Source organism: Tamlana crocina, from assembly GCF_012037625.1.
Map to the genome: position 1 here is coordinate 37,094 of NZ_JAAVJS010000018.1, position 20,756 is coordinate 57,849.

At 38.5% G+C, this 20,756-nt stretch carries 20 protein-coding genes; 11 read left to right on the plus strand and 9 right to left on the minus strand.

What is annotated here, in order from left to right; translation table 11 throughout:
- Positions 1-13 precede the first annotated feature (13 nt).
- On the minus strand, positions 14-1,642 hold the full coding sequence (locus tag HC176_RS12530; protein ID WP_167918798.1) for an acyl-CoA carboxylase subunit beta: 1,629 nt from the start codon (positions 1,640-1,642) through the stop codon (positions 14-16).
- A gap of 146 nt (positions 1,643-1,788) precedes the next feature.
- Here HC176_RS12530 and HC176_RS12535 point away from each other — a divergent pair, with 146 nt between their 5' ends.
- From HC176_RS12535 to HC176_RS12560, 6 genes are all read left to right on the plus strand, one after another.
- On the plus strand, positions 1,789-2,346 hold the full coding sequence (locus tag HC176_RS12535) for an NADPH-dependent FMN reductase (protein WP_167918800.1): 558 nt from the start codon (positions 1,789-1,791) through the stop codon (positions 2,344-2,346).
- Complete coding sequence (locus tag HC176_RS12540; RefSeq protein ID WP_167918802.1) at positions 2,321-2,605, plus strand: GNAT family N-acetyltransferase; 285 nt, start codon at positions 2,321-2,323, stop codon at positions 2,603-2,605. The genes HC176_RS12535 and HC176_RS12540 overlap by 26 nt, the downstream gene beginning before the upstream one ends.
- A gap of 27 nt (positions 2,606-2,632) precedes the next feature.
- Positions 2,633-3,070 (plus strand): MarR family winged helix-turn-helix transcriptional regulator, encoded by a 438-nt coding sequence (locus tag HC176_RS12545; RefSeq protein WP_167918804.1) that lies wholly within the window; start codon positions 2,633-2,635, stop codon positions 3,068-3,070.
- A gap of 52 nt (positions 3,071-3,122) precedes the next feature.
- The gene (locus HC176_RS12550; RefSeq protein ID WP_167918806.1) at positions 3,123-3,995 is read left to right on the plus strand and encodes a pirin family protein; all 873 of its coding nucleotides are present in this window, start codon (positions 3,123-3,125) and stop codon (positions 3,993-3,995) included.
- A 20-nt stretch (positions 3,996-4,015) separates the two neighbouring features.
- On the plus strand, positions 4,016-4,735 hold the full coding sequence (locus HC176_RS12555; protein ID WP_167918808.1) for a pirin family protein: 720 nt from the start codon (positions 4,016-4,018) through the stop codon (positions 4,733-4,735).
- Between the two features lie 185 nt (positions 4,736-4,920).
- Entirely contained in the window at positions 4,921-5,379 is a 459-nt protein-coding gene (locus HC176_RS12560) for an RNA methyltransferase (RefSeq protein ID WP_167918810.1), read from the plus strand.
- Here HC176_RS12560 and HC176_RS12565 read toward each other — a convergent pair.
- The 8 genes from HC176_RS12565 to tsaD all read right to left on the minus strand — a co-directional run bounded on the left by HC176_RS12565 (position 5,376) and on the right by tsaD (position 11,868).
- Complete coding sequence (locus tag HC176_RS12565) at positions 5,376-5,732, minus strand: hypothetical protein (RefSeq protein ID WP_167918812.1); 357 nt, start codon at positions 5,730-5,732, stop codon at positions 5,376-5,378. The genes HC176_RS12560 and HC176_RS12565 overlap by 4 nt on opposite strands.
- A complete protein-coding gene (locus tag HC176_RS12570; protein WP_167918814.1) occupies positions 5,729-6,907 on the minus strand; it encodes a class I SAM-dependent methyltransferase in 1,179 nt (392 codons plus the stop codon). The genes HC176_RS12565 and HC176_RS12570 overlap by 4 nt, the downstream gene beginning before the upstream one ends.
- Positions 6,908-6,913: 6 nt before the next feature.
- Positions 6,914-8,002 (minus strand): AI-2E family transporter, encoded by a 1,089-nt coding sequence (locus HC176_RS12575; RefSeq protein WP_167918816.1) that lies wholly within the window; start codon positions 8,000-8,002, stop codon positions 6,914-6,916.
- Between the two features lie 104 nt (positions 8,003-8,106).
- Positions 8,107-8,604, minus strand: a complete 498-nt coding sequence (locus tag HC176_RS12580; RefSeq protein WP_167918818.1) for a TrmH family RNA methyltransferase — start codon at positions 8,602-8,604, stop codon at positions 8,107-8,109.
- Positions 8,605-8,680: 76 nt separating this feature from the next.
- A complete protein-coding gene (locus HC176_RS12585; protein WP_167918819.1) occupies positions 8,681-9,322 on the minus strand; it encodes a DUF4159 domain-containing protein in 642 nt (213 codons plus the stop codon).
- A gap of 12 nt (positions 9,323-9,334) precedes the next feature.
- Positions 9,335-10,051, minus strand: coding sequence for a 16S rRNA (uracil(1498)-N(3))-methyltransferase (locus HC176_RS12590; protein ID WP_167918821.1), 717 nt, complete (start codon positions 10,049-10,051; stop codon positions 9,335-9,337).
- A gap of 2 nt (positions 10,052-10,053) precedes the next feature.
- A complete protein-coding gene (locus HC176_RS12595) occupies positions 10,054-10,689 on the minus strand; it encodes a peptidylprolyl isomerase (protein WP_167918823.1) in 636 nt (211 codons plus the stop codon).
- 156 nt (positions 10,690-10,845) lie between these two features.
- Positions 10,846-11,868, minus strand: a complete 1,023-nt coding sequence (gene tsaD / locus HC176_RS12600; RefSeq protein ID WP_167918825.1) for a tRNA (adenosine(37)-N6)-threonylcarbamoyltransferase complex transferase subunit TsaD — start codon at positions 11,866-11,868, stop codon at positions 10,846-10,848.
- A 158-nt stretch (positions 11,869-12,026) separates the two neighbouring features.
- On the opposite strand from tsaD, the gene HC176_RS12605 reads away from it, so the two are divergent.
- From HC176_RS12605 to HC176_RS12625, 5 genes are all read left to right on the plus strand, one after another.
- Positions 12,027-16,421, plus strand: a complete 4,395-nt coding sequence (locus HC176_RS12605; protein WP_245234892.1) for a translocation/assembly module TamB domain-containing protein — start codon at positions 12,027-12,029, stop codon at positions 16,419-16,421.
- A 135-nt stretch (positions 16,422-16,556) separates the two neighbouring features.
- A complete protein-coding gene (gene pfkA, locus HC176_RS12610; protein ID WP_167918827.1) occupies positions 16,557-17,543 on the plus strand; it encodes a 6-phosphofructokinase in 987 nt (328 codons plus the stop codon).
- Between the two features lie 17 nt (positions 17,544-17,560).
- A complete protein-coding gene (gap, locus tag HC176_RS12615) occupies positions 17,561-18,562 on the plus strand; it encodes a type I glyceraldehyde-3-phosphate dehydrogenase (protein ID WP_167918829.1) in 1,002 nt (333 codons plus the stop codon).
- Between the two features lie 78 nt (positions 18,563-18,640).
- On the plus strand, positions 18,641-19,513 hold the full coding sequence (locus HC176_RS12620; RefSeq protein ID WP_167918831.1) for an N-acetylglucosamine kinase: 873 nt from the start codon (positions 18,641-18,643) through the stop codon (positions 19,511-19,513).
- A 16-nt stretch (positions 19,514-19,529) separates the two neighbouring features.
- Complete coding sequence (locus tag HC176_RS12625; RefSeq protein WP_167918832.1) at positions 19,530-20,747, plus strand: ATP-binding cassette domain-containing protein; 1,218 nt, start codon at positions 19,530-19,532, stop codon at positions 20,745-20,747.
- Positions 20,748-20,756 lie beyond the last annotated feature (9 nt).

Sequence of the window (20,756 nt, forward strand, 5' to 3'; positions counted from 1 at the left end):
TCAGTTTTGGAAATTACACCTGAAGCACGCCCATATTAAAAGGCTTTTCAATAGGAGCATGATTGGCTGCTTCAATACCCATGCTTATCCACGCTCGTGTATCCAACGGGTCGATAATAGCATCAGTCCAGATTCGAGCTGCAGCGTAATATGGCGATACTTGGTTGTCGTATCGGCTTTTTATTTTGTCGTACAGTTCGGCTTCTTTTTCTTTGGTTATTTTTTCACCTTGTTTTTCCAACGAGGCTTTTTCAATCTGCAGTAATACTTTAGCGGCCGAATTTCCGCTCATAACGGCCAGTTCAGCACTAGGCCAAGCCACAATCAGCCTGGGATCATATGCTTTTCCGCACATGGCATAATTTCCAGCGCCGTAACTGTTCCCAATCACAATGGTAAACTTGGGTACAACCGAATTGCTCACGGCATTTACCATTTTAGCACCATCTTTTATTATGCCGCCATGTTCGCTTTTACTGCCCACCATAAACCCCGTAACATCTTGTAAAAACACTAATGGGATTTTCTTTTGGTTACAATTGGCAATAAATCTGGTGGCTTTATCGGCACTGTCGTTATAGATAACACCGCCAAATTGCATTTCGCCTTTTTTAGTTTTTACGAGTTTACGTTGATTGGCCACAATACCTACTGCCCAGCCATCAATCCTGGCGTAACAGGTAATAATAGTTTGTCCGTATCCGGCCTTGTATTCGTCAAACTCGCTGTTATCAACCAATCGTTTTATAACTTCATACATATCGTATTGGTCGGCTCTCGATTTAGGAACGATACCATAAATTTCTTCAGGTTTTTCAATGGGTTTTTTGGCTTCGGAGCGATTAAAACCGGCCTTATCAAAATCCCCAATTTTATCCATAATATTTTTTATGGTAGTCAAGGCGTCTTTATCATCCTTCGCTTTATAATCGGTAACTCCTGAAATTTCGCAGTGGGTGGTAGCTCCGCCTAAAGTTTCGTTATCAATGGTTTCGCCAATAGCAGCTTTTACCAAATAACTTCCGGCCAAGAAAATACTACCGGTTTTATCGACAATTAAAGCCTCGTCGCTCATAATAGGTAAATAGGCGCCGCCGGCCACACAACTGCCCATAACGGCTGCAATTTGGGTAATGCCCATACTGCTCATAATAGCATTGTTCCTAAAAATACGACCGAAATGTTCTTTGTCTGGGAAAATTTCATCTTGCATGGGCAGATAGACACCCGCCGAATCGACCAAATAAATAATGGGTAATCGGTTTTCAATGGCTATTTCCTGTGCGCGTAAATTCTTTTTTCCGGTAATGGGAAACCAGGCTCCGGCCTTAACGGTAGCATCATTGGCAACAACAATACATTGTTTTCCTTTTACATACCCCATTTTAACTACCACACCGCCGGAGGGGCAACCGCCGTGTTCTTTGTACATGTCTTCACCAGCGAAAGCACCAATTTCAATAGCTGTTTTATTATCATCCAACAGAAAATCAATGCGTTCGCGGGCAGTCATTTTACCTTTGCTGTGCAGTTTTTCTATTCGGTTTTTTCCGCCCCCTAAACTTACTTTTGCTAAACGTCTTTTAAGTTCTGAAACCAAAAGTTTGTTATGATCTTCGTTCTTGTTGAAGTTGATATCCATGTAGTCCTAGTTTGTCGCTAAAGTACAAAAGTTTCCATTTTTTTTATTGGATAATGTTAATGAAATACTAAATAATATTACATGGAAATATATTCCTTGGAAAATAAATTTTTATTTTGTACTTTTGAGCTATCAAATTATTAGATATGAAAAAGATTATTGCATTTGCAGGGAGTAACAGTAAGAATTCGATTAACAAACAGTTGGTGACTTATGCCTCGGGTTTACTCGATGATGCCACGGTTGAAGTTTTGGACTTAAACGATTTTGAGTTGCCTGTTTTTGGCGTAGATCTAGAAAACGAAAAAGGAATTCCAGAAAATGCCCATAAATTTTTAAATCTGATAAAGTCTTCTCAGGGTATTGTGCTTTCATTGGCAGAGCATAATGGAGCGTATTCTACGGTCTTTAAAAATATTTTCGACTGGATGTCGAGAATAGAAAGTAAAACCTTTTTCGGGAAACCCATGCTGCTCATGGCTGCATCACCAGGAGGTAGGGGTGGGGCTTCAGTTTTAAGCGTTGCGCAAAATAGGTTTCCGTACCACAATGCCGAGATTACTGGCGTGTTTTCGTTGCCGAACTTTAAGGAAAACTTTTCGGACGGTAAACTGATTAACAAGGAATTGGATTCTGAATTGAAAAAAGCAGTTTCAGAATTTGAAAAGCGTTTAGAGCATGCAAGTACAACACAGGCATCATAAAAATAAAGGTCAGTTTTACATTGAAATAGATGGAGAAACAAAAGCCGAAATGACCTATAGCATGGCCGGAGAGGAAAAAATGATTATTGATCATACGGAGGTCGACGCTGGCTTAAAAGGACAAGGCATTGGTTATAAATTAGTGGAAACAGCGGTACAGTACGCGCGCGGAAAGCAAATAAAAATTTTACCATTGTGTCCGTTTGCAAATGCTGTTTTTAAGAAAAAATCAGAATATCACGATGTGCTTTATAAATAATAGGCAACAATAAATTATTAAAAAAACATGGGAGACCTAGCAAAAGATATCAATTCAAAATTTGAAAATAACCACGTAAAGGCGTTAATAAATATTGTGTATACGGCCAACTGGATAACTGGCTACCAAAACGAGTTTTTTAAACCTTTTGGAATTTCACCGCAGCAATATAACATCCTTCGTATTTTACGCGGAGCCAGTGAGCCTTTGAATGTACAAACCATTAAAAATCGTATGATTGAGCGCGCTCCAAATGCCACAAGGTTAATGGATAAGCTTTGCGCCAAAAATTTAATTGAACGCCTCCCATGTGAACACGACAGACGCATTGTAAAAATTGCAATCACAAAAGAAGGCTTGGCGCTTTTAGAGAAAATTCCAGATAATTTCAACAGTAAATTATTGGAAAACCTTAGTGATGATGAAGCGGCAGAGTTGAGCCGATTGCTAGATAAAATGCGATAACATTTTTTTAATTAAATATTTTCCATGGAAAATAAAAAGAAAGGATTTTAAAATGAAACTAAATACAATTAAAAACATTGGCCCCAGCCATTTTGTTAATATGGGCGATATTAGGTTAAGACAACCGTTGCCCACCAGAAAAATTGATATGGTAGATCCCTTTATTTTGTTACACCATTATGGGCCTTATCATATTTCTGAGGTACATAATCCGTTCGATTTAGGTCCACATCCACACCGGGGTTTCGAACCGATTACCTTTTTGTTTCAAGGTGAACAATTACATCGCGATTCGTTGGGAAACGAGAGCGTGGTGAAAGCGGGCGATGTGCAATGGACCACTTCTGGACGCGGAATTATTCATGTCGAGGCACCAACTAAAGATTTCGTGAAACAGGGCGGGTATATTGAAGGCATCCAATTATGGTTGAATTTGCCTGCCGAAAAAAAGATGATTCCCGCGGCTTACCAACATATTAAGCATAATGAATTTAGGGTGGTAACCTCTAAAGACGAAAAAGTAAATGTTAGAATTGTTGCCGGTGAATTAAACGGTGTTTACGGACGCATAAAAACACAAACTTCTGTGAATGCCTTTGTTTTAGAAGCCCAATCTGGAGGGGAAACAACCATCAATATTCCACAGTCACATAATGCTTTGGTGTATTTGTTAAGCGGAAATGTGGTGGTTAACTCAACGGAAGAAGTGAAACTTGACGATAACCAAATTTTGGAATTTAATCGCGATGGTGACGGCTTTTCAATTAAAGCGAAAGCAGACTCTAAATTATTAGTGGTGTCGGGCGAACCATTTAACGAGCCCGTGGCAACCTACGGGCCTTATGTTATGAACACCCAAACCGAAATTTTAGAAGCCATGCGCGATTTTCAATCGGGTAAAATGGGGTTTCTTCCAGTAAATTAAAAAAGTAAAAAGTTGAAAATATGAAAAAAGTAATCCATAAATCAGATACACGCGGATTTGCCAACCACGGTTGGTTAAAATCCCACCACACCTTTAGTTTTGCAGGATACCAAAATCCCGAACGGATGAATTTTGGAGTTCTACGGGTGTTAAACGACGACGTGGTACAACCTAAAATGGGCTTTGGAACCCATCCGCACCAAAATATGGAAATCATTTCTATTCCGTTGAAAGGCGCGTTATCGCATAAAGATAGCATGGACAATAAACGCGCCATTGAAGTGGGTGAGGTGCAGGTAATGAGTGCCGGAATCGGGCTAACACATTCTGAGTTTAACGATAGCCAAACCGATGAAGTCAACTTTCTTCAAATATGGATTATTCCCGAAGAAAAAGGCGTAACCCCAAATTACGAACAGCGTAAATTTGATTGGGAAGCACAGAAAAACCGTTTACAAACTGTAGTGGCCCCAAAAGATAAATTGGAAGGCAACGCGCTGCCTATTAGTCAACAGGCTTATATTTACCGAAGTGATTTGGATGCAGAAAAATCAATTGAAGTCAAGCTGAAAAACGAAGCCAACGGACTTTACATTTTCTTGGTAGAAGGGGAAGTTGAAGTGGCAGGAACCGTTTTGCATTCCAGGGATGCCATTGGAGTTTCAGAAGTGTCAAAAATTGAAATTAAAGCGAACAAACCTTCTCAATTTGTTGCTGTTGAAGTGCCCATGGATGCATAAAAGTTTCAAAATAATTTTATTGAAAAATTACATTTTTTGTCATTTCGATTGGATAACATAAACCTCTTTAAAACTTTAATGTTTCGAGTTTTGATGAATTTATTTAATCTGGATAGCCCTCATTTTATCAACTTCTTTTTGAATAAAATGGGGGCTTTTCAAATCTTTGCTATTTTTGCCAACCTATGAACGATAATTTTACAAACGAGTTTTTCGGTATTGGTATTCAAAATGGTAAAACCCCAGAAAATTTGGGGGTACTTTGGCGTTCGGCGCAAAATTTAGGCGCTAGTTTTATTTTTACTATCGGTAATCGATATGCTAAACAAGCTTGCGATACGCACAATGCCGTAAAGGCGATGCCTTATTTTCATTATGAAACGTTTGAGGAATTTTTTAATAACCTGCCCAAAGGAGCTAGAATAGTGGGGGTGGAATTGGATGATAAAGCCGAAGATTTAGAGCACTTTCATCACCCCAGACGATGCGTTTATTTGTTGGGAGCAGAAGACCACGGGCTTTCTAAGCAGGCTATTGAAAAATCTCATTTTTTAGTGAAATTTAAATCGGAATTAAGCCTGAATGTTGCGGTAGCTGGTAGCATCGTTATGTACGATAGGCAATTGAATAAACCGCGAAGCTAGTTTAAAGCTTCTTTACGGCTGCCTTTCCTAAAACAATATTCTTCACCAATAAAATTAGGGTCGCCATATTTTTCAGACCAAAAGCCTTCTAAGACATCTTTGGTTAGGCATTTGTAAACAGCCACGCCTTTAAAAATGGAATGTTCGGCTTTATAGTAAAAATTTATGACCAAAATGTTGTTTTTAAAAAAGCCCGTGCCAAATTGTTTTTGGTCGCTACCAATGGTCCAAACGGCTTCAATTCGGTGGTGTTCGTTAAGCGTAAGTTTTAGTGTGCCACTGTATTGAGTGGCTTCCAACTCTTGATTTTTGCCCACAATGCTGTATTCTCCAATTAAATCTTCAACCGTCATATTTTACTGGTAACTAAAATTATTTTTTGCTCGTTGGTATCCGTGGTAAAAAACAGATAAGTGCCGCCGCCGTCTTTTATTTTGAATTTTTTTCGGATTTGCTGCACCGTTTCTGGAAAATTCCGTGTGGTGATATTTGCTTTGCTAATGCCTAGTTTTTTCAGTTCCTTTTTGTTGTAAGCCAAGCACTTTTCAATTTTAAAAAACCTTCCGGGGAAATCAACAGATTGTTCGCTGGTGTAGAGATGCGAATGCGGGTGAAGTTTGAAAACACCAAGTTGGTTTGCTATTGAATGAAAGCCACCCGATTTTAAAATGGCGCTATTGGGTTCATAAAGATAGGAAAGGGGGGCGCTATAAGTTGAAACAGCTCCCTTTTCATCTTCAAAAATAAAAGAAAAGTGTTCGTTGTTTTCTTTTTTGAGATTTGCCGTTTCAATGGTTATTTGGTCAGAATAGTTTTTTTCCAATATCCACAGAAGTTCTTTTACCTCGTTATTTACAGCTACCACATGGATGGTTTTTACGTGTTTTAACTCGCCGATACCCACCGAAAAATCAAGCAGCGGCGATGTTTTTATCATAATGTGGTTGGTGCATTCAAAAAGTGCATCGATATGTTCGGGTACATTGGGCAAACAGTCTTTTAAAAAGAAGACTTTGCCTTTAGTATCGTGACGTCTCGAGGGGTCGACGTAAATCCAGTCGAAGTTGTTTTTCGCAGATTTTAAATATGCAATACCATCATTATTTATGGTTGTAATATTTTCAACCTGTAGCTTTTTATAGTTATGCGAAACGATTTTGGAGAGGCTTTCGTTAATTTCGCAATGCACCACCGTTTTAAAGCGTTTTGAAAAATAGAAACAGTCTACCCCAAAGCCACCGGTGAGGTCGATAATGGAGTGCCCATCCATTAATCGCGATTTGTATTCGGCCGTAATTTCAGAAGAGGTTTGTTCAATATTCAGTTTGTTGGGGTAATAAATGTTTTCGGTTGTGAACCAAGTGGGCAGTTTTTTTTGGCAACGCTTTTTAGCTTCAATTTGCTCAATGATGTCTTTGGTTTCCAATTCAGGGAAGGGTGTGCCTTTCAGTAGAATAGCGGCGACATCAGAATTGAAATTATGGGAAATAAATTCTTGTATTTCAGTATTTAAAAGGGCAGGATTCAAAAGAAATTATAAATCTTTGGTGAGTTTTTTTACGATTTTGTTTTCCGATAAAAAAGTTTTTAAAATCACTTTTATGGCGGTGTATGCAGGTACCGCGATAATGAGTCCGATGACGCCAAATAAAATCCCGGTAATTAAAATCACCAAAAAGATTTCCAGCGGGTGCGATTTTACACTTTTTGAAAAAATGATGGGTTGGCTTCCAAAATTATCGACTAATTGGCCAATGGCAAAAACAAGGAGAACCCAAAACGTTTTGGGCAGTATAACATCGCTGAAGCTTTCGCCCAAATGACTGGTCATGGTTAAAACAGTCATTAAAATACCTCCAATTAGCGGACCAACGTATGGAATTAAATTCAACAAAGCGCACAAAAAAGCAATAACAATGGCGTTCTCAACCCCGATGATCAGCAGGCCGATGGTATAAATTATAAATATCACGAAAATCTGAAGAATGAGACCCACGAAGTACCGAGACAATAAATCCTTGATTTGGTTAGATGACGTTTTCCAACGGGATTCCTTGCTGTCTGGAATAAACGTGAGGATGCCATTTTCGAACAATCGGCTGTCTTTTAAAAAGAAAAATGATATAAAAAGCACCGAAAACAATCCAATACTAAAACTGCCCAAACCGCTAACTATGTTGTTTAAAAAATTGGGGATTAGGGCAAAGTCTATTTTCGATAGTAAATCAGATTCTTTTAGGGATTGCTCCACGTCAATATGGTACAAATCAAAATATTGGATAATTTCAGCATATAAATTTTCAATATTTTGCTGCAATTCTTCAATATTCAATAGCGAAAGGTTTTGCCCTTGCTTAATGACAAGAGGAATAAATAGACCTGCCAATCCTATAAAAAGGCTTAACAAAACAACCATAGTAACAACAACAGCAATGGTGTTTTTAAATTTTAGCTTATGTTCTAAAAAGAGCACAATGGGGCGGCCAATTAGCGAAATAACCGCCGAAATGGCAATGTAGCCAATAACCGATTGTATTTGGTATAAAAAATACAAGAGTAAGGCTATGCCCAAAATAATGCTCACCGCTTTTAAAATACCGTTGGAAATAGTGTTGGAGTTCATTTAGTAAATATAATAATTTGTGCTTATCGGTGAAGTATGTCGCATTAATCTTTCTAAACGTAAATTTGAAGGTGTCTAATCCGATAATTTAAGCAGTTGCATCATTAAACGAGTTGCTTGGTAAGCTCGTAAAGTGCAATATTAGTAGCTTGTACCACATTCATGCTACTGTTTTGCCCGAACATCTCGATGTGGATAACAGCATCCGATTGTTGTAAAATATCCTCCGAAACTCCGAAATTCTCATCGCCTATAACGAGCGCAATAGGTTGTTTTGTTGAAAAATTAAAGGTGTGAATGGGCGAGCTGGAATTGGTAATTTCTAAAGCTATAATTTGGTGGCCGCTCTGCTTTAACGTTTCAACCACTTTTGAGGCAGATTTTTGAATTTCAAAATTCACATATTTTTCTGTGGCGCGCGAGGTTTTGGCCATTTTTCGTCCTAAAGACACTTCGCCGCAAAGTATAAGTTTTTCAACACCAAAGGCGTCACAAATTCTGAACAAACTTCCAATATTGGGGGCGTTGGTAACGTTGTCGCAAACCAAGGTAATTGGAAAAGTACGATTTTTAAAGTGGGTATTGTAGTGGGTGAGTTGCATTTTAGTTGGCAGTTTGCAGTAAACAATTCACAGTTTTTGGCTTCGCTTCGCGTCTTTGTGTCTTTGCGAGAACCATTTAATTTTCAAAAGCAAATTTTACAATATTGGCCCCCATTTTTAGGGCTTTTTCGCGAACTTCGGCAGGGTCGTTGTGTACTTCGGGGTCTTCCCATCCGTCGCCCAAATCGCTTTCGTAAGTGAAAAGTAACACCAGTCGGGTTTCAACAAAAATGCCCATAGCTTGCGGGCGTTTGCCATCGTGTTCATGTATTTTCGGCAATCCTTCGGGGAACTTAAATGCTGTGCTAAAAATGGGGTGGTTAAGGGGCAATTCGATTAATTCCTTTTCGGGAAAAACCTTTTTTAACTCTTTGGTGATGTAAGGTTTCATGCCATAGTTGTCATCGATATGTAAAAATCCGCCAGAGAGTAAATAATTTCGCAAATTTTCGGCATCGGTTTCACTGAAAAACACATTGCCGTGACCTGTCATGTGCAAAAACGGATACTGAAAAATATCGGAGCTTCCCGTTTCAACAGTCTCGGGTTTCGGATTGATTTGCGTGTTGATGTTTTGGTTGCAAAACGCGATAAGATTGGGCAAAGCCGTGGGGTTGCCGTACCAATCGCCGCCACCCTTATATTTTAAAACCGCCAGATTTTGACTGAAGACGAAAAATGAAAATAGACAAAAGAAAATCGAAAAGACCTGTTTCATGTTTAAAGTGAATTACTCATTGTGCCCTTCATTAGTATAAGCCACCGAATGACAAGCTACAATAGCGGCCGTTTCGGTGCGCAATCGGGTGTCGCCCAAAGTTACAGGAATAAAATGGTTTTTAATGGCCGTTTCAATTTCACTCGTAGAAAAATCGCCTTCTGGACCAATTAAAATGGTAACATTGGTATTAGGCTTCAACTGACTTTTCAAGGATTTTCTGTCGGTTTCTTCGCAATGGGCAATAAACAAATTACCCGAAAACTCCTGTTCCATAAAACTTTTGAATGGCATGGCGTCATTTAATTTTGGTAAATAGCAACTCAGCGATTGTTTCATGGCCGATTGTAAAATACGCTCAAACCGTTCGGGTTTTATAACTTTGCGTTCGCTGTGGTCGCAAATAATGGGCGTGATGCTATCGATGCCAATTTCGGTGGCTTTTTCCAAAAACCATTCGTAGCGGTCGTTCATTTTGGTGGGAGCTACGGCTAAGTGCAATTTGTAATCTTTTTTAGGTTGAAACGTTTTCGAAATGATATTTACCAAACATTTGTTAATGTTGGGCACGGCCACTTCGGCAGTGAACAGCCAACCCTTTCCGTTGGTTATTTTTAATGTGTCGCCAACCGATTTTCGGAGCACTTTTACAATGTGCCGACTTTCGTCTTTGTCGAAAGTAAAGCTGGTACTGTTGTCGTCAATATTTGGACTGTAAAAAAGTTGCATTGTTATTTAGGTTCCACAATTTTTAAAACTTCAATTTCCGATATGTCTTTATGTTCATGCGTGATAACCGCGACATAATACCAATTATTTTTCGGAATATCAATAGTGAAAACCTCATTTATGGGGTGGTTGGCATTTAGTATTTCGGTTTCAAAATCGGGGTGTAAATCGCCTTTTGCAAACCAACCTAAATCGCCACCTTTTTGTGCATTTTGGTCCATGGAATATTGCTTGGCCAAAAAATCGAAAGGTGCACCATTGTGGTATTTGGCGATAATTCTATCCCTTAGTGCATTGATGCTTTTGGTGTCGTATTTCGTGCCATCCAAATAAATATACGAGGCGCGGTAATAAGTTTTCGAGGTCTTTTCAACTACTTTGTAATAGGTCTTTTCAAATTCACTTTCGTTAACGTGCGTGCCACCTTTACCCAGTTTAAAAAGGGCGTTGGCCAGAATGGTTTTGTGTTTTTCTTCGTTGAAGGTGATTAATTTGTTGTCTTTTGAATTTTTTGTGGCTAAAAAATGTTCAATCTGTTCGGGCGTTTCAATGGAAGCTAAATCGTTTTCAGTTGAAGTTTGCGCCGTTGAAAACAGTGATGTTAACAGTAAAAATAGGGTAAGTAATTTGTGTGTCATAAAAGTAGGTTTTTAATTTCATTTTCAAATTTAAACCTAATGAAGCACCAATCCTTTCAATAAAAAATAAGTTTTTAAGAATGTATTGTTTATAACTTGGTTTTTTACGATATGCTCAAACAATTTCGGCAGAATGACAATTATAATTCTGAAAAACTAAATCTTCAAACGTGCCGAGGCTACTACATCCTGTTCAGCAAAATCTTCCTGCAAATATTTTAAATGGCCCACAATGGCAATCATGGCGGCATTATCGGTGGTGAATTCAAATTTAGGCACATAGGTGGTCCATCCAAATTTTTTCTCGCCGTCCTTTAAAGCCTGTCGGATTCCGGAGTTTGCCGAAACCCCACCGCCTATAGCAATATGCTTAATGCCCGTTTCTTTAGAGGCTTTTTTCAGCTTGTCGATTAAAATACCGATGATGGTGTGTTGTATCGAGGCACAAATATCGTTTAGGTTTTCTTCAACAAAATTTGGGTTGGCCTTGGTTTCCTTTTGTACAAAATATAGAATGGCCGTTTTTAATCCGGAAAAGCTGAAGTTGAGTCCGTCCACTTTAGGTTTGGTAAACTTAAAGGCTTTCGGATTACCCAATTTAGCCCGTTTATCAATTTCGGGGCCAGCAGGGTAGCCCAAGCCTAAAATTTTTCCGCTTTTATCGAAGGCTTCGCCCACGGCATCGTCAATGGTTTCGCCAATCACGTCCATGTCGAAATAATCGTTCACTTTTACAATTTGGGTGTGCCCGCCAGAAATGGTCATGGCCAAAAACGGAAGCGGTGGTTTTTCGTAACCTTCTTCATCAATAAAATGCGCCAAAATATGGCCTTGCATGTGGTTGACGTCAATCAGTGGAATATCCAACCCATAAGCCAAAGATTTGGCAAACGAGGTACCAACAAGCAAACTGCCCATTAAACCTGGGCCACGTGTAAAGGCAATGGCGTTAAGCTGTTCTTTGGTAACATTGGCTTTTTTTAGCGCTTGGTGTACCACCGGAACGATATTTTGTTGGTGCGCGCGCGAAGCCAGTTCGGGCACTACGCCGCCGTATTCTTCGTGTATTTTTTGGTTGGCTATAACATTGCTCAAAATTTTGCCGTTATGCATTACGGAAGCGGCAGTATCGTCGCATGAAGACTCAATTCCGAGGATATAAATATTTTGTGAAGACATTAGTAAAAATTAGGCACAATAATTGTTAATTTTGAAAACGAATAACTGGCTTTCGCATTAAGGTATTCGTAGGTGCAAAAGTAAAAGATTCTTAACAAACTTATAAGCTTGTTCGTATCAAAAAAATTCTGAAAATAATATCACAAATCATTGGCATTTTGCTTTTGCTGTTCATCATTTTGGTGTTGGTGCTTTCTATTCCCTTTGTCCAAACTAATTTAGGTCGCTATGCTACCAAGCGTTTAAACGAAGAATTTAAAACCAATATTAATATTGGCGGGGTAAGCATGCAGTTTAATGGCGATGTAGAACTAAAAAACATTTACATTGAAGATTACAAGCAGGATACGTTAATAAGCATCAAAGAACTGAATACGTCTATTTTAAGTTTTACCAACCTGGCCAATAGTAACTTGGCGTTTGGCGATATTGATGTTGAGGAGCTGTTTTTTAATATAAAAACCTATAAGGAGGAAGCTGAAACTAATTTAGATGTTTTTGTCCGAAAGTTTGAAAGCGACAATCCTAGAACCGAAAAGAGCAGTTTTTTGCTATCGTCAAGCGATGTTTCGATTAATAATAGTATTTTTTTGTTATCAGACGAAAATCGGGAAACTCTAGAGCGACTTCATTTTAACGATTTGAACATCAATGCCACCAATTTTTTAATTAACGGGAGCGATGTAAGCGCCAGAATTAACACTTTGTCTTTTGAAGACAGCAGGGGTGTGGTGGTTAAAAACCTCATGACCAATTTCAGCTATACCTTAACCGATATGACGTTTGAGGATTTGGAAGTAAAAACACCGGGCTCTATTTTAAAGGGCGATTTAAAATTTTCATATAAAAGGGAAGATCTGCAGTTTTTTGAAGATAAGGTACAGGTTACGGCCAATTTCAAAGATTCCTCGGTTTTTTTGGATGAGCTCAACACCTTTTACAACGAGTTTGGGAAAAATCAAACCGCTCGGTTTAGTGTAAACCTGTCGGGAACCTTAAATGATTTAAAAGCCGACAATTTAAGATTGACCACCAGCTCCAGGACACTGGTTTATGGCGATATAAAATTTAAAAACCTGTTGAACAAAGAGCCGGGCAATTTCTATATGAACGGTGATTTTTGGAATTTGTCGTCAACGTACAACGATTTAAAAGACTTGTTGCCCAATGTTTTGGGCGATGCCATTCCGTCGTCGTTCGAGCGTTTGGGGCAATTCACTATTGTGGGAAACTCGCAAGTAACAGAATCGACCGTTTTGGCCGATATTAAAATTGACACCGAATTGGGAATGGTGAATTCTAATTTAGAAATCACTAAAATAAACGATATCGATAATGCCGATTATAAGGGTAATATTGTTTTTGAAGCCTTTGATTTTGGAACGTTTTTAAACGACCCTACCATTGGCCAAGGTTCTTTGGATTTTGATGTAAACGGAAAAGGCTTCGTGGCCGAAACTATCGATACTCAAGTAAAAGGTGATGTTTTTGAAGTGAGTTATAACAATTACAATTACAAAAACATCAAGGTGGCTGGAAACATCATGAACAAGATTTTTGACGGAAACTTAATGGTGAATGACAAAAATTTAAAATTAAACTTTAACGGTTTGGTAGATTTTTCCGAAGCGGTTAAAAAATACGACTTCGAGGCCGTGATAGATCACGCCGATTTAAACACGCTCAATTTTGTGAAGCAGGATAGTATTTCGGTATTGACCAGCCGTGTAAAAATGAATATGAACAGTAGTGGCCTTGACGATGCTTACGGAAAATTAACATTTACCAATACGGTTTACAGAAATGAACATGACACTTATTATTTCGATAAGTTTGATATTTCGTCTCGGTTTGATGGCGATATAAGATCTGTAGAATTCAACTCGCCCGATATTATCGATGGCAGTCTGTATGGCAAGTTCCTTGTAAAAGATATTAAAAAGCTATTCGAAAATTCCATAGGGCATATTTATACCAATTACATTCCGCACGAAGTAAAAACAAATCAGAGCGTCGATTTCAATTTTAAAATATATAACAAAATTGTCGAGGTGATATTCCCCGATATCGAATTGGGTAAAAACACCTTTATCCGCGGAAGGGTGGAAAGCGAAGAAGAACGCTTTAAGCTCACTTTTAAATCGCCCAAAATTAAATTGTTGGACTATTACGCTGATGGTATAGAAATCCAGGTAGACAATAACAACCCGTTGTTTAATACCTATGTGGAAATTGATAGTTTGGATGCCAAATATTACCAAGTATCCGATTTCAATTTGATTAATGTTACCGTAAATGACACACTGTTTATGCGATCGGAATTCAATGGAGGGAAACGAGGTAACGATAGCTACAATTTAAGTTTTTACCATACTATAAATGAAGCAAACGAGTCGGTGGTTGGGTTTAAAAAATCCGATGTCACCATAAAAAACAACAAGTGGTACATCAATGAAGCGCAAGACCGTTTTCATAAAATAGCCTTCGATAAAAAGTTGACCAAACTGGATATCAACAAGTTTAAAATTAATCATAAAAACGAAGAAATCAAACTTTCGGGTTTTTTGAAGGATTCCACCCAAAAGGATATAAAGTTAGATTTTTCCAATGTCGATTTAGCTAAGATTACTCCAGATATCGATAGTTTATCGCTTGCCGGAAATGTTAACGGTAAATTGGATATCCTTCAGAAAAACGGTAGCTATTTGCCCAATTCGTCCATAGTGATTGATGATTTAACCGTAAACGATTTTTTACTGGGTTCGTTTGATGCTACAGTAACCGGAAACGAATCGCTTACCAACTATGTGGTTAATGCTAGTATAAAAGACGATACGGCCAAATCGTTCACCGCAAAAGGCGATATTAGCGTTGCTGGAAGACAGGCCAACATTAGTGTGGCTTTAAATTTTAACGATTTTAATTTGTTTCCCTTAAACCCATTGCTGGAAGGCGTTTTAACCAATATTAGAGGTACGGTTACAGGAGATGTAAATGTGGGAGGCGATTTAAAACGCCCTAACATTGATGGCGAATTGAACATTAAAAAAGGTGGTTTGGGCATACCGTATTTAAATGTGGATTACGATTTTAATAGTAGTGCCTCACTCACTTTAAAAGAGCAGACCTTTATTTTCAACAATATAAAACTAACCGATACCAAATATGATTCAAAAGGAACTTTAAGTGGTTCGTTAAGTCACGTTAATTTCTCCAATTGGAGCATGGATTTAGAAATTAACACGCCACGCTTGTTGGTTTTAGATACCAAAGAGACTGAAGATGCTTTATACTATGGTACTGGTTTTATTGGTGGTCGTGCTCGATTAAATGGCCCAACCGAGCAGTTGGTAATAAGTGTGGTGGGCGAAACCAAACGCGGCACCGTGTTTAAAATTCCGTTGACGGATGCCGAATCCTTCGGTGATAACTCGTATATCCATTTTATTACCAAAGAAGAAAAAGAAGCGAAAAAGAAAGGTACCGAAATTGTTTTTGAAGAAATTAAAGGTTTGGAAATGGACTTCGATCTTGATGTTACAGAAGATGCCGAAGTAGAAATTATCATTGATAAAGAAACGGGGCATTCCCTTAAAGGGCGCGGACGCGGAGGTCTTTTAGTTGAGATAAATACCAATGGCAAGTTTGATATGTGGGGCGATTTTGCCGTATTCGAAGGGGTTTATAATTTCGCTTATGGCGGATTGATTCAAAAGGAATTTATCGTACAGCCCGGTGGAACCATTGCCTGGGATGGCGACCCGTTGAAAGCCCAAATAGATATGTTGGCCATTTACCGAACTCAAGCCAATCCATCGCCTTTATTGGATAATCCCATCAATCGTAGTATTCCGGTTGAACTTAATATTGAGCTTACAGGCGATTTGGAGCAACCCAACCCAGACTTCACCTTCGAGTTCCCTAATGTGAATTCTACCGTAAAATCGGAGCTGCAGTACCGATTGGAATCGGTTGATGATCGCCAAAATCAGGCATTGTATTTAATTTCCACAGGATCATTTTCGCGAGGTTTGAACGCGCTTAATTTTTCGGGTACCATTGCCGAACGTTTAAACGGTATTATAAATGGTATTTTTACCAGTGGTGATAGTAAAATCAATATAGGGTTGAACTACGAAGCTGGTCAAAATCGTCCCGATTACCAAACTGACGACCGTTTTGGAGTAACGCTTCAAACACAAATCAGCGATCGGGTATTGATAAATGGAAAAGTGGGAGTGCCTGTTGGTGGCGCTACCGAAACCGTTGTTGCGGGCGATGTGGAAATCGATTTTCTTTTAAATGAAGAAGGCACTTTAACGGCGAAAGTATTCAATAGGGAAAATAGTATTCGTAATTTTGGTGAAGCCATTGGTTATACGCAGGGCGTCGGATTGTCGTATAATGTAGATTTCGATACGTTTAAAGAACTACTTCAAAAATTGTTTGCCAATTCTAAGGAAGAGGAAGATGAGGTTTTTGAAGAGCAGCCGGAAAAAGAAGAAACCACCGCCCTTCCTGATTTTATATCGGTTAAACCACCCGAAGAATAACAAGTTTTTTTGTTATATTCTCAATTATCGAAATACTAAAACGTTGTAGTTTTAAAAAAGCATTAAATTGCTAAAAATGCTTTAGATATATGGTATTAGTTTATTAATTTTACGCTTCAAAATTTAAAAATACGAATGCCAGGAACTATAAAAAAATTAGCTGTATTAACCTCGGGAGGAGATTCTCCAGGAATGAATGCAGCCATCCGTTCTGTTGTACGGTCATGCGCTTATCATGGCGTTGAATGCTTTGGAGTCTATCGAGGATACGAAGGGTTGATTGAAGGTGATTTTGAATGTTTGGATGCCCGAAGTGTAAAGGGGATTATTAACAAAGGAGGAACCATGTTGAAATCGGCAAGATCGCAAGGTTTCAGAACTAAAGAAGGTCGCCAGCAAGCTTACCAAAATTTATTGGATGCCAAAATTGATGGTTTGGTGGTTATTGGTGGAGACGGTTCGTTTACCGGAGCCCTTATTTTCAATCAAGAATTTGATTTTCCGGTAATGGGTATTCCCGGTACGATTGATAACGATATTTTTGGAACAACCCATACTTTAGGTTTCGATACGGCTTTGAATACAGTTGTCGATGCCATTGATAAAATTCGAGACACGGCAAGTTCGCATAACCGATTGTTTTTTGTTGAAGTTATGGGGCGCGATGTGGGGCATATTGCTTTAAACGCGGGAATAGCTGGTGGAGCAGAGGAAATATTGATTCCCGAAGAAGACTTAGGATTGGATCGTTTAGTAGAGTCTTTAAATAAAAGTAGAAAATCTGGAAAATCGTCAAGTATTGTTATTGTGGCCGAGGGTGATAAAATTGGAAAAAATATCTTCCAGTTAAAAGATTATGTTGACGAAAACATGGAAGGTTACGACGTGCGTGTATCTGTATTAGGGCATATGCAACGTGGTGGCTCGCCATCTTGTTTTGATCGCGTACTGGCGAGCAGAATGGGCGTGAAAGCGGTAGAAGCCTTATTGAACGGTGAAACAAATTACATGGTTGGTTTGCTAAACAGTAAAATGGAACTAACGCCTTTAGAGCAAGCCATCAAAGGAAAAACTAAAATAAACTTAGAATTATTGCGTGTCTCAGATATCATGAGCACTTAACATTTATAAACAAGATTATGTCAAAATTAAAAATTGGAATTAACGGATTTGGAAGAATAGGTAGAATTGCTTTTAGAGTAGCAGCTTCTAGACCAGAGATTGAAATAGTAGGAATCAACGATTTATTGGACGTTGAGCACTTAGCATATTTATTGAAGTACGATTCAGTACACGGTCGTTTTGACGGTACTGTTGATATCAAAGATGGAAACTTAGTAGTAAACGGAAACGAAATCCGTATCACTGCAGAGCGTAACCCAGAAGATTTAAAATGGGATGCTGTAGGTGCTGAAGTTGTTTTAGATTGTACAGGTATTTTCACTACTTTAGATAAAGCTCAAGCTCACATTACTGCTGGTGCCAAGAAAGTGGCTATTTCTGCTCCTTCTGCTGATGCTCCAATGTTTGTAATGGGTGTAAACCACGACAAAATTACTGCAGCTGATACTATCGTATCTAATGCTTCTTGTACTACTAACTGTTTAGCGCCATTGGCTAAAGTAATCAACGATAACTTTGGTATTGTTGAAGGTTTAATGACTACCGTTCACGCTACTACAGCAACTCAAATGACTGTTGATGGTCCTTCAAGAAAAGATTGGAGAGGTGGTCGTAGCGCATTGGCTAACATCATTCCTTCTTCTACAGGTGCAGCTAAAGCCGTAGGTAAAGTAATTCCAGAATTGAACGGAAAATTAACAGGTATGGCATTTAGAGTACCAACTCCAGATGTATCTGTTGTAGATTTAACCGTAAGAACTGAAAAATCAGCATCTTGGGATGAAGTAAAAGCAGCGCTTAAAAAAGCTTCAGAAACCGATTTAAAAGGTGTTCTTGGTTACACTGAAGAGGCTGTAGTATCTCAAGATTTCGTTTCAGAATCATTAACTAGTGTTTTCGATGCAGGAGCAAGTATTGCTTTAAATGATAATTTCCTTAAATTAGTATCTTGGTACGATAATGAATTTGGGTACTCTACTAAATTGATTGACTTAGCTCAACACATTAGTAAAATTTAATTTGAAGATTATTTAATATAATGAGCTCCGCAGTACTTTTCGTTAAGTGCTGTGGAGTTTCTTTTTAGCTTTATACTTATGATTTTAATTGTAGATAGTGGTTCTACAAAATCCGATTGGATTGCTGTAGATTATAACGGAAATAAACTATTGGAAAAGGTTCGCACAGAAGGCCTTAATCCTGCTATTTTAAGTGAAAGCAAATTGGCCAAGCGCATCCAAAAAAGCGACGTTTTGGTTGAAAATAGCCCGAATGTAACGCATCTTTATTTTTATGGAGCAGGATGTGGTACCGATAACGCCAAAAAGTTATTGATTGGGGTTTTAAAAGACCTTTTTCCTAATGCCCATGTCGAGGTGAATGAAGATACACTCGCGGCAGTTTATTCAACAATTAATCATCCAAAAGAAGCGGCAGTGGTTTGTATTTTGGGAACAGGATCGAACTGCAGCTATTTTGATGGCGAAAAACTGCACCAACGTGTAATTTCTTTAGGCTACACCTTAATGGACGATGCTTCAGGAAACTACTACGGTAAGCAGCTTATTCGGGATTATTATTACAATCACATGCCGGAAAATATAAAGGTGGCTTTTGGTAGTAGATACAATATGGAGGCCGATTTTATTAAGAACAATCTTTATAAAAAACCTAGCCCGAATGCGTATTTGGCCAATTTTGCTGAATTTATGTTTTTGAATAAAGATTCCGAGTACACCATAAATCTTATCAAGAAAGGCATCCGTCTTTTCGTCGAAAATATGATTATGCAATATAAAGAGGTGCTTGAAACAACACCTGTACATTTTGCGGGATCTATTGCTTATTATGCACAAGAAGAAATTAAGCAAGTTGCCGAAGAAATGGGCTTTATTGCTGGTAACTTCCAGCGCAGGCCAATTGACGGTTTAATACCTTTCCATGTTGAAAATTTAAAAAAGCAGAAGTAAATCAAGCCGAACATTTATGTCGACAAGGCATGTAGCTTACTATATTTCTAATAGTGCCAATAAACAGCAGCTTATTGATGAACTTTTATCTGGTGAGCGGTATAAGCCGCTCTCTGGTTTAAAGGGGAGTTTGTTTTCTGAAATTACAGTTAATAAATTTATAGAGGAAGAAAAGCGGCACGATGATTTTAGTGTGCTCACCGATACCAAAAATAGCTTAGAGCATTCTTCGCAAGGCGAGCGCAAAAAAGCACTGCTAAGGCATTTAATCAACCAAAACCCCGATTATATTATTGTAGATAATGTATTCGATAGTTTAGATGTAGCCACACAAACCAACATTTCCCATACGCTTAAGGATTTAAGCCAAAGCAAACCCATCATTCAAATAACCAGCAGAAAGCGAGATATTCTTCCGTTTATAAAAACGATTTATACTTTCAAAAACGGGGAATTCGTAAAAGCGGATGGTGAATTGAAAACCGATGACAAAAATTATTTTGTAAACGATTTACCCGAGCCCGAGCATGTTCCAACAGAAGTGTTCAATCCGTTGGTTAAATTCAACAAGGTAAACGTAGCCTATGGGGGGCGCACCATTGTAAAAGATATTTGTTGGGAAATAAAACCAGGCGAATTTTGGCAATTGGTAGGACCTAATGGATCGGGAAAAAGCACATTACTCACCTTAATTTCGGGAGATAACCCCAAAGCCTATAATCAAGATATTCTTTTGTTCGGAATGAAAAAGGGCACCGGAGAAACGGTTTGGGATATTAAAAGCAATATAGGCCATTATACCTCAGAAATGCTTCGTGGTTTCAGGCGATTGGATTCCATCGAAAAAATGATTCTTTCTGGTTTTTTTGATTCCATTGGATTGTATAAGTACCCCACCGAAAGACAAATTCATATTGCCCATCAATGGCTTAAACTCATCGGATTGTTTGAAAAAAAAGATAAGGATTTTGTATTTCTTTCGCCCGGACACAAGCGTTTGGTGCTCATTGCCCGCGCTATGGTAAAACATCCGCCATTGCTTATTCTGGATGAGCCTACCAACGGACTCGATGATACTGATGCCAAAATATTTTCACAACTCATCAATAAAATATCAGAAGAAAGCCGCACGGCCATTCTTTATGTATCGCACCGAAAGGAAGAGCACATCAATCCGCATTTTACCTATCAGCTAACGCCATCAGAAACGGGTTCTACAGGGCAGCGGGTGTAACGAAAATGC

What these genes read in the sequence shown, in the direction of transcription:
- HC176_RS12530 (WP_167918798.1), bottom strand. Translation starts at nt 1,642, where the DNA reads ATGGATATCAACTTCAACAAGAACGAAGATCATAACAAACTTTTGGTT.
- HC176_RS12535 (WP_167918800.1), top strand. Translation starts at nt 1,789, where the DNA reads ATGAAAAAGATTATTGCATTTGCAGGGAGTAACAGTAAGAATTCGATT.
- HC176_RS12540 (WP_167918802.1), top strand. Translation starts at nt 2,321, where the DNA reads ATGCAAGTACAACACAGGCATCATAAAAATAAAGGTCAGTTTTACATT.
- HC176_RS12545 (WP_167918804.1), top strand. Translation starts at nt 2,633, where the DNA reads ATGGGAGACCTAGCAAAAGATATCAATTCAAAATTTGAAAATAACCAC.
- HC176_RS12550 (WP_167918806.1), top strand. Translation starts at nt 3,123, where the DNA reads ATGAAACTAAATACAATTAAAAACATTGGCCCCAGCCATTTTGTTAAT.
- HC176_RS12555 (WP_167918808.1), top strand. Translation starts at nt 4,016, where the DNA reads ATGAAAAAAGTAATCCATAAATCAGATACACGCGGATTTGCCAACCAC.
- HC176_RS12560 (WP_167918810.1), top strand. Translation starts at nt 4,921, where the DNA reads ATGAACGATAATTTTACAAACGAGTTTTTCGGTATTGGTATTCAAAAT.
- HC176_RS12565 (WP_167918812.1), bottom strand. Translation starts at nt 5,732, where the DNA reads ATGACGGTTGAAGATTTAATTGGAGAATACAGCATTGTGGGCAAAAAT.
- HC176_RS12575 (WP_167918816.1), bottom strand. Translation starts at nt 8,002, where the DNA reads ATGAACTCCAACACTATTTCCAACGGTATTTTAAAAGCGGTGAGCATT.
- HC176_RS12580 (WP_167918818.1), bottom strand. Translation starts at nt 8,604, where the DNA reads ATGCAACTCACCCACTACAATACCCACTTTAAAAATCGTACTTTTCCA.
- HC176_RS12585 (WP_167918819.1), bottom strand. Translation starts at nt 9,322, where the DNA reads ATGAAACAGGTCTTTTCGATTTTCTTTTGTCTATTTTCATTTTTCGTC.
- HC176_RS12590 (WP_167918821.1), bottom strand. Translation starts at nt 10,051, where the DNA reads ATGCAACTTTTTTACAGTCCAAATATTGACGACAACAGTACCAGCTTT.
- HC176_RS12595 (WP_167918823.1), bottom strand. Translation starts at nt 10,689, where the DNA reads ATGACACACAAATTACTTACCCTATTTTTACTGTTAACATCACTGTTT.
- tsaD (WP_167918825.1), bottom strand. Translation starts at nt 11,868, where the DNA reads ATGTCTTCACAAAATATTTATATCCTCGGAATTGAGTCTTCATGCGAC.
- pfkA (WP_167918827.1), top strand. Translation starts at nt 16,557, where the DNA reads ATGCCAGGAACTATAAAAAAATTAGCTGTATTAACCTCGGGAGGAGAT.
- gap (WP_167918829.1), top strand. Translation starts at nt 17,561, where the DNA reads ATGTCAAAATTAAAAATTGGAATTAACGGATTTGGAAGAATAGGTAGA.
- HC176_RS12620 (WP_167918831.1), top strand. Translation starts at nt 18,641, where the DNA reads ATGATTTTAATTGTAGATAGTGGTTCTACAAAATCCGATTGGATTGCT.
- HC176_RS12625 (WP_167918832.1), top strand. Translation starts at nt 19,530, where the DNA reads ATGTCGACAAGGCATGTAGCTTACTATATTTCTAATAGTGCCAATAAA.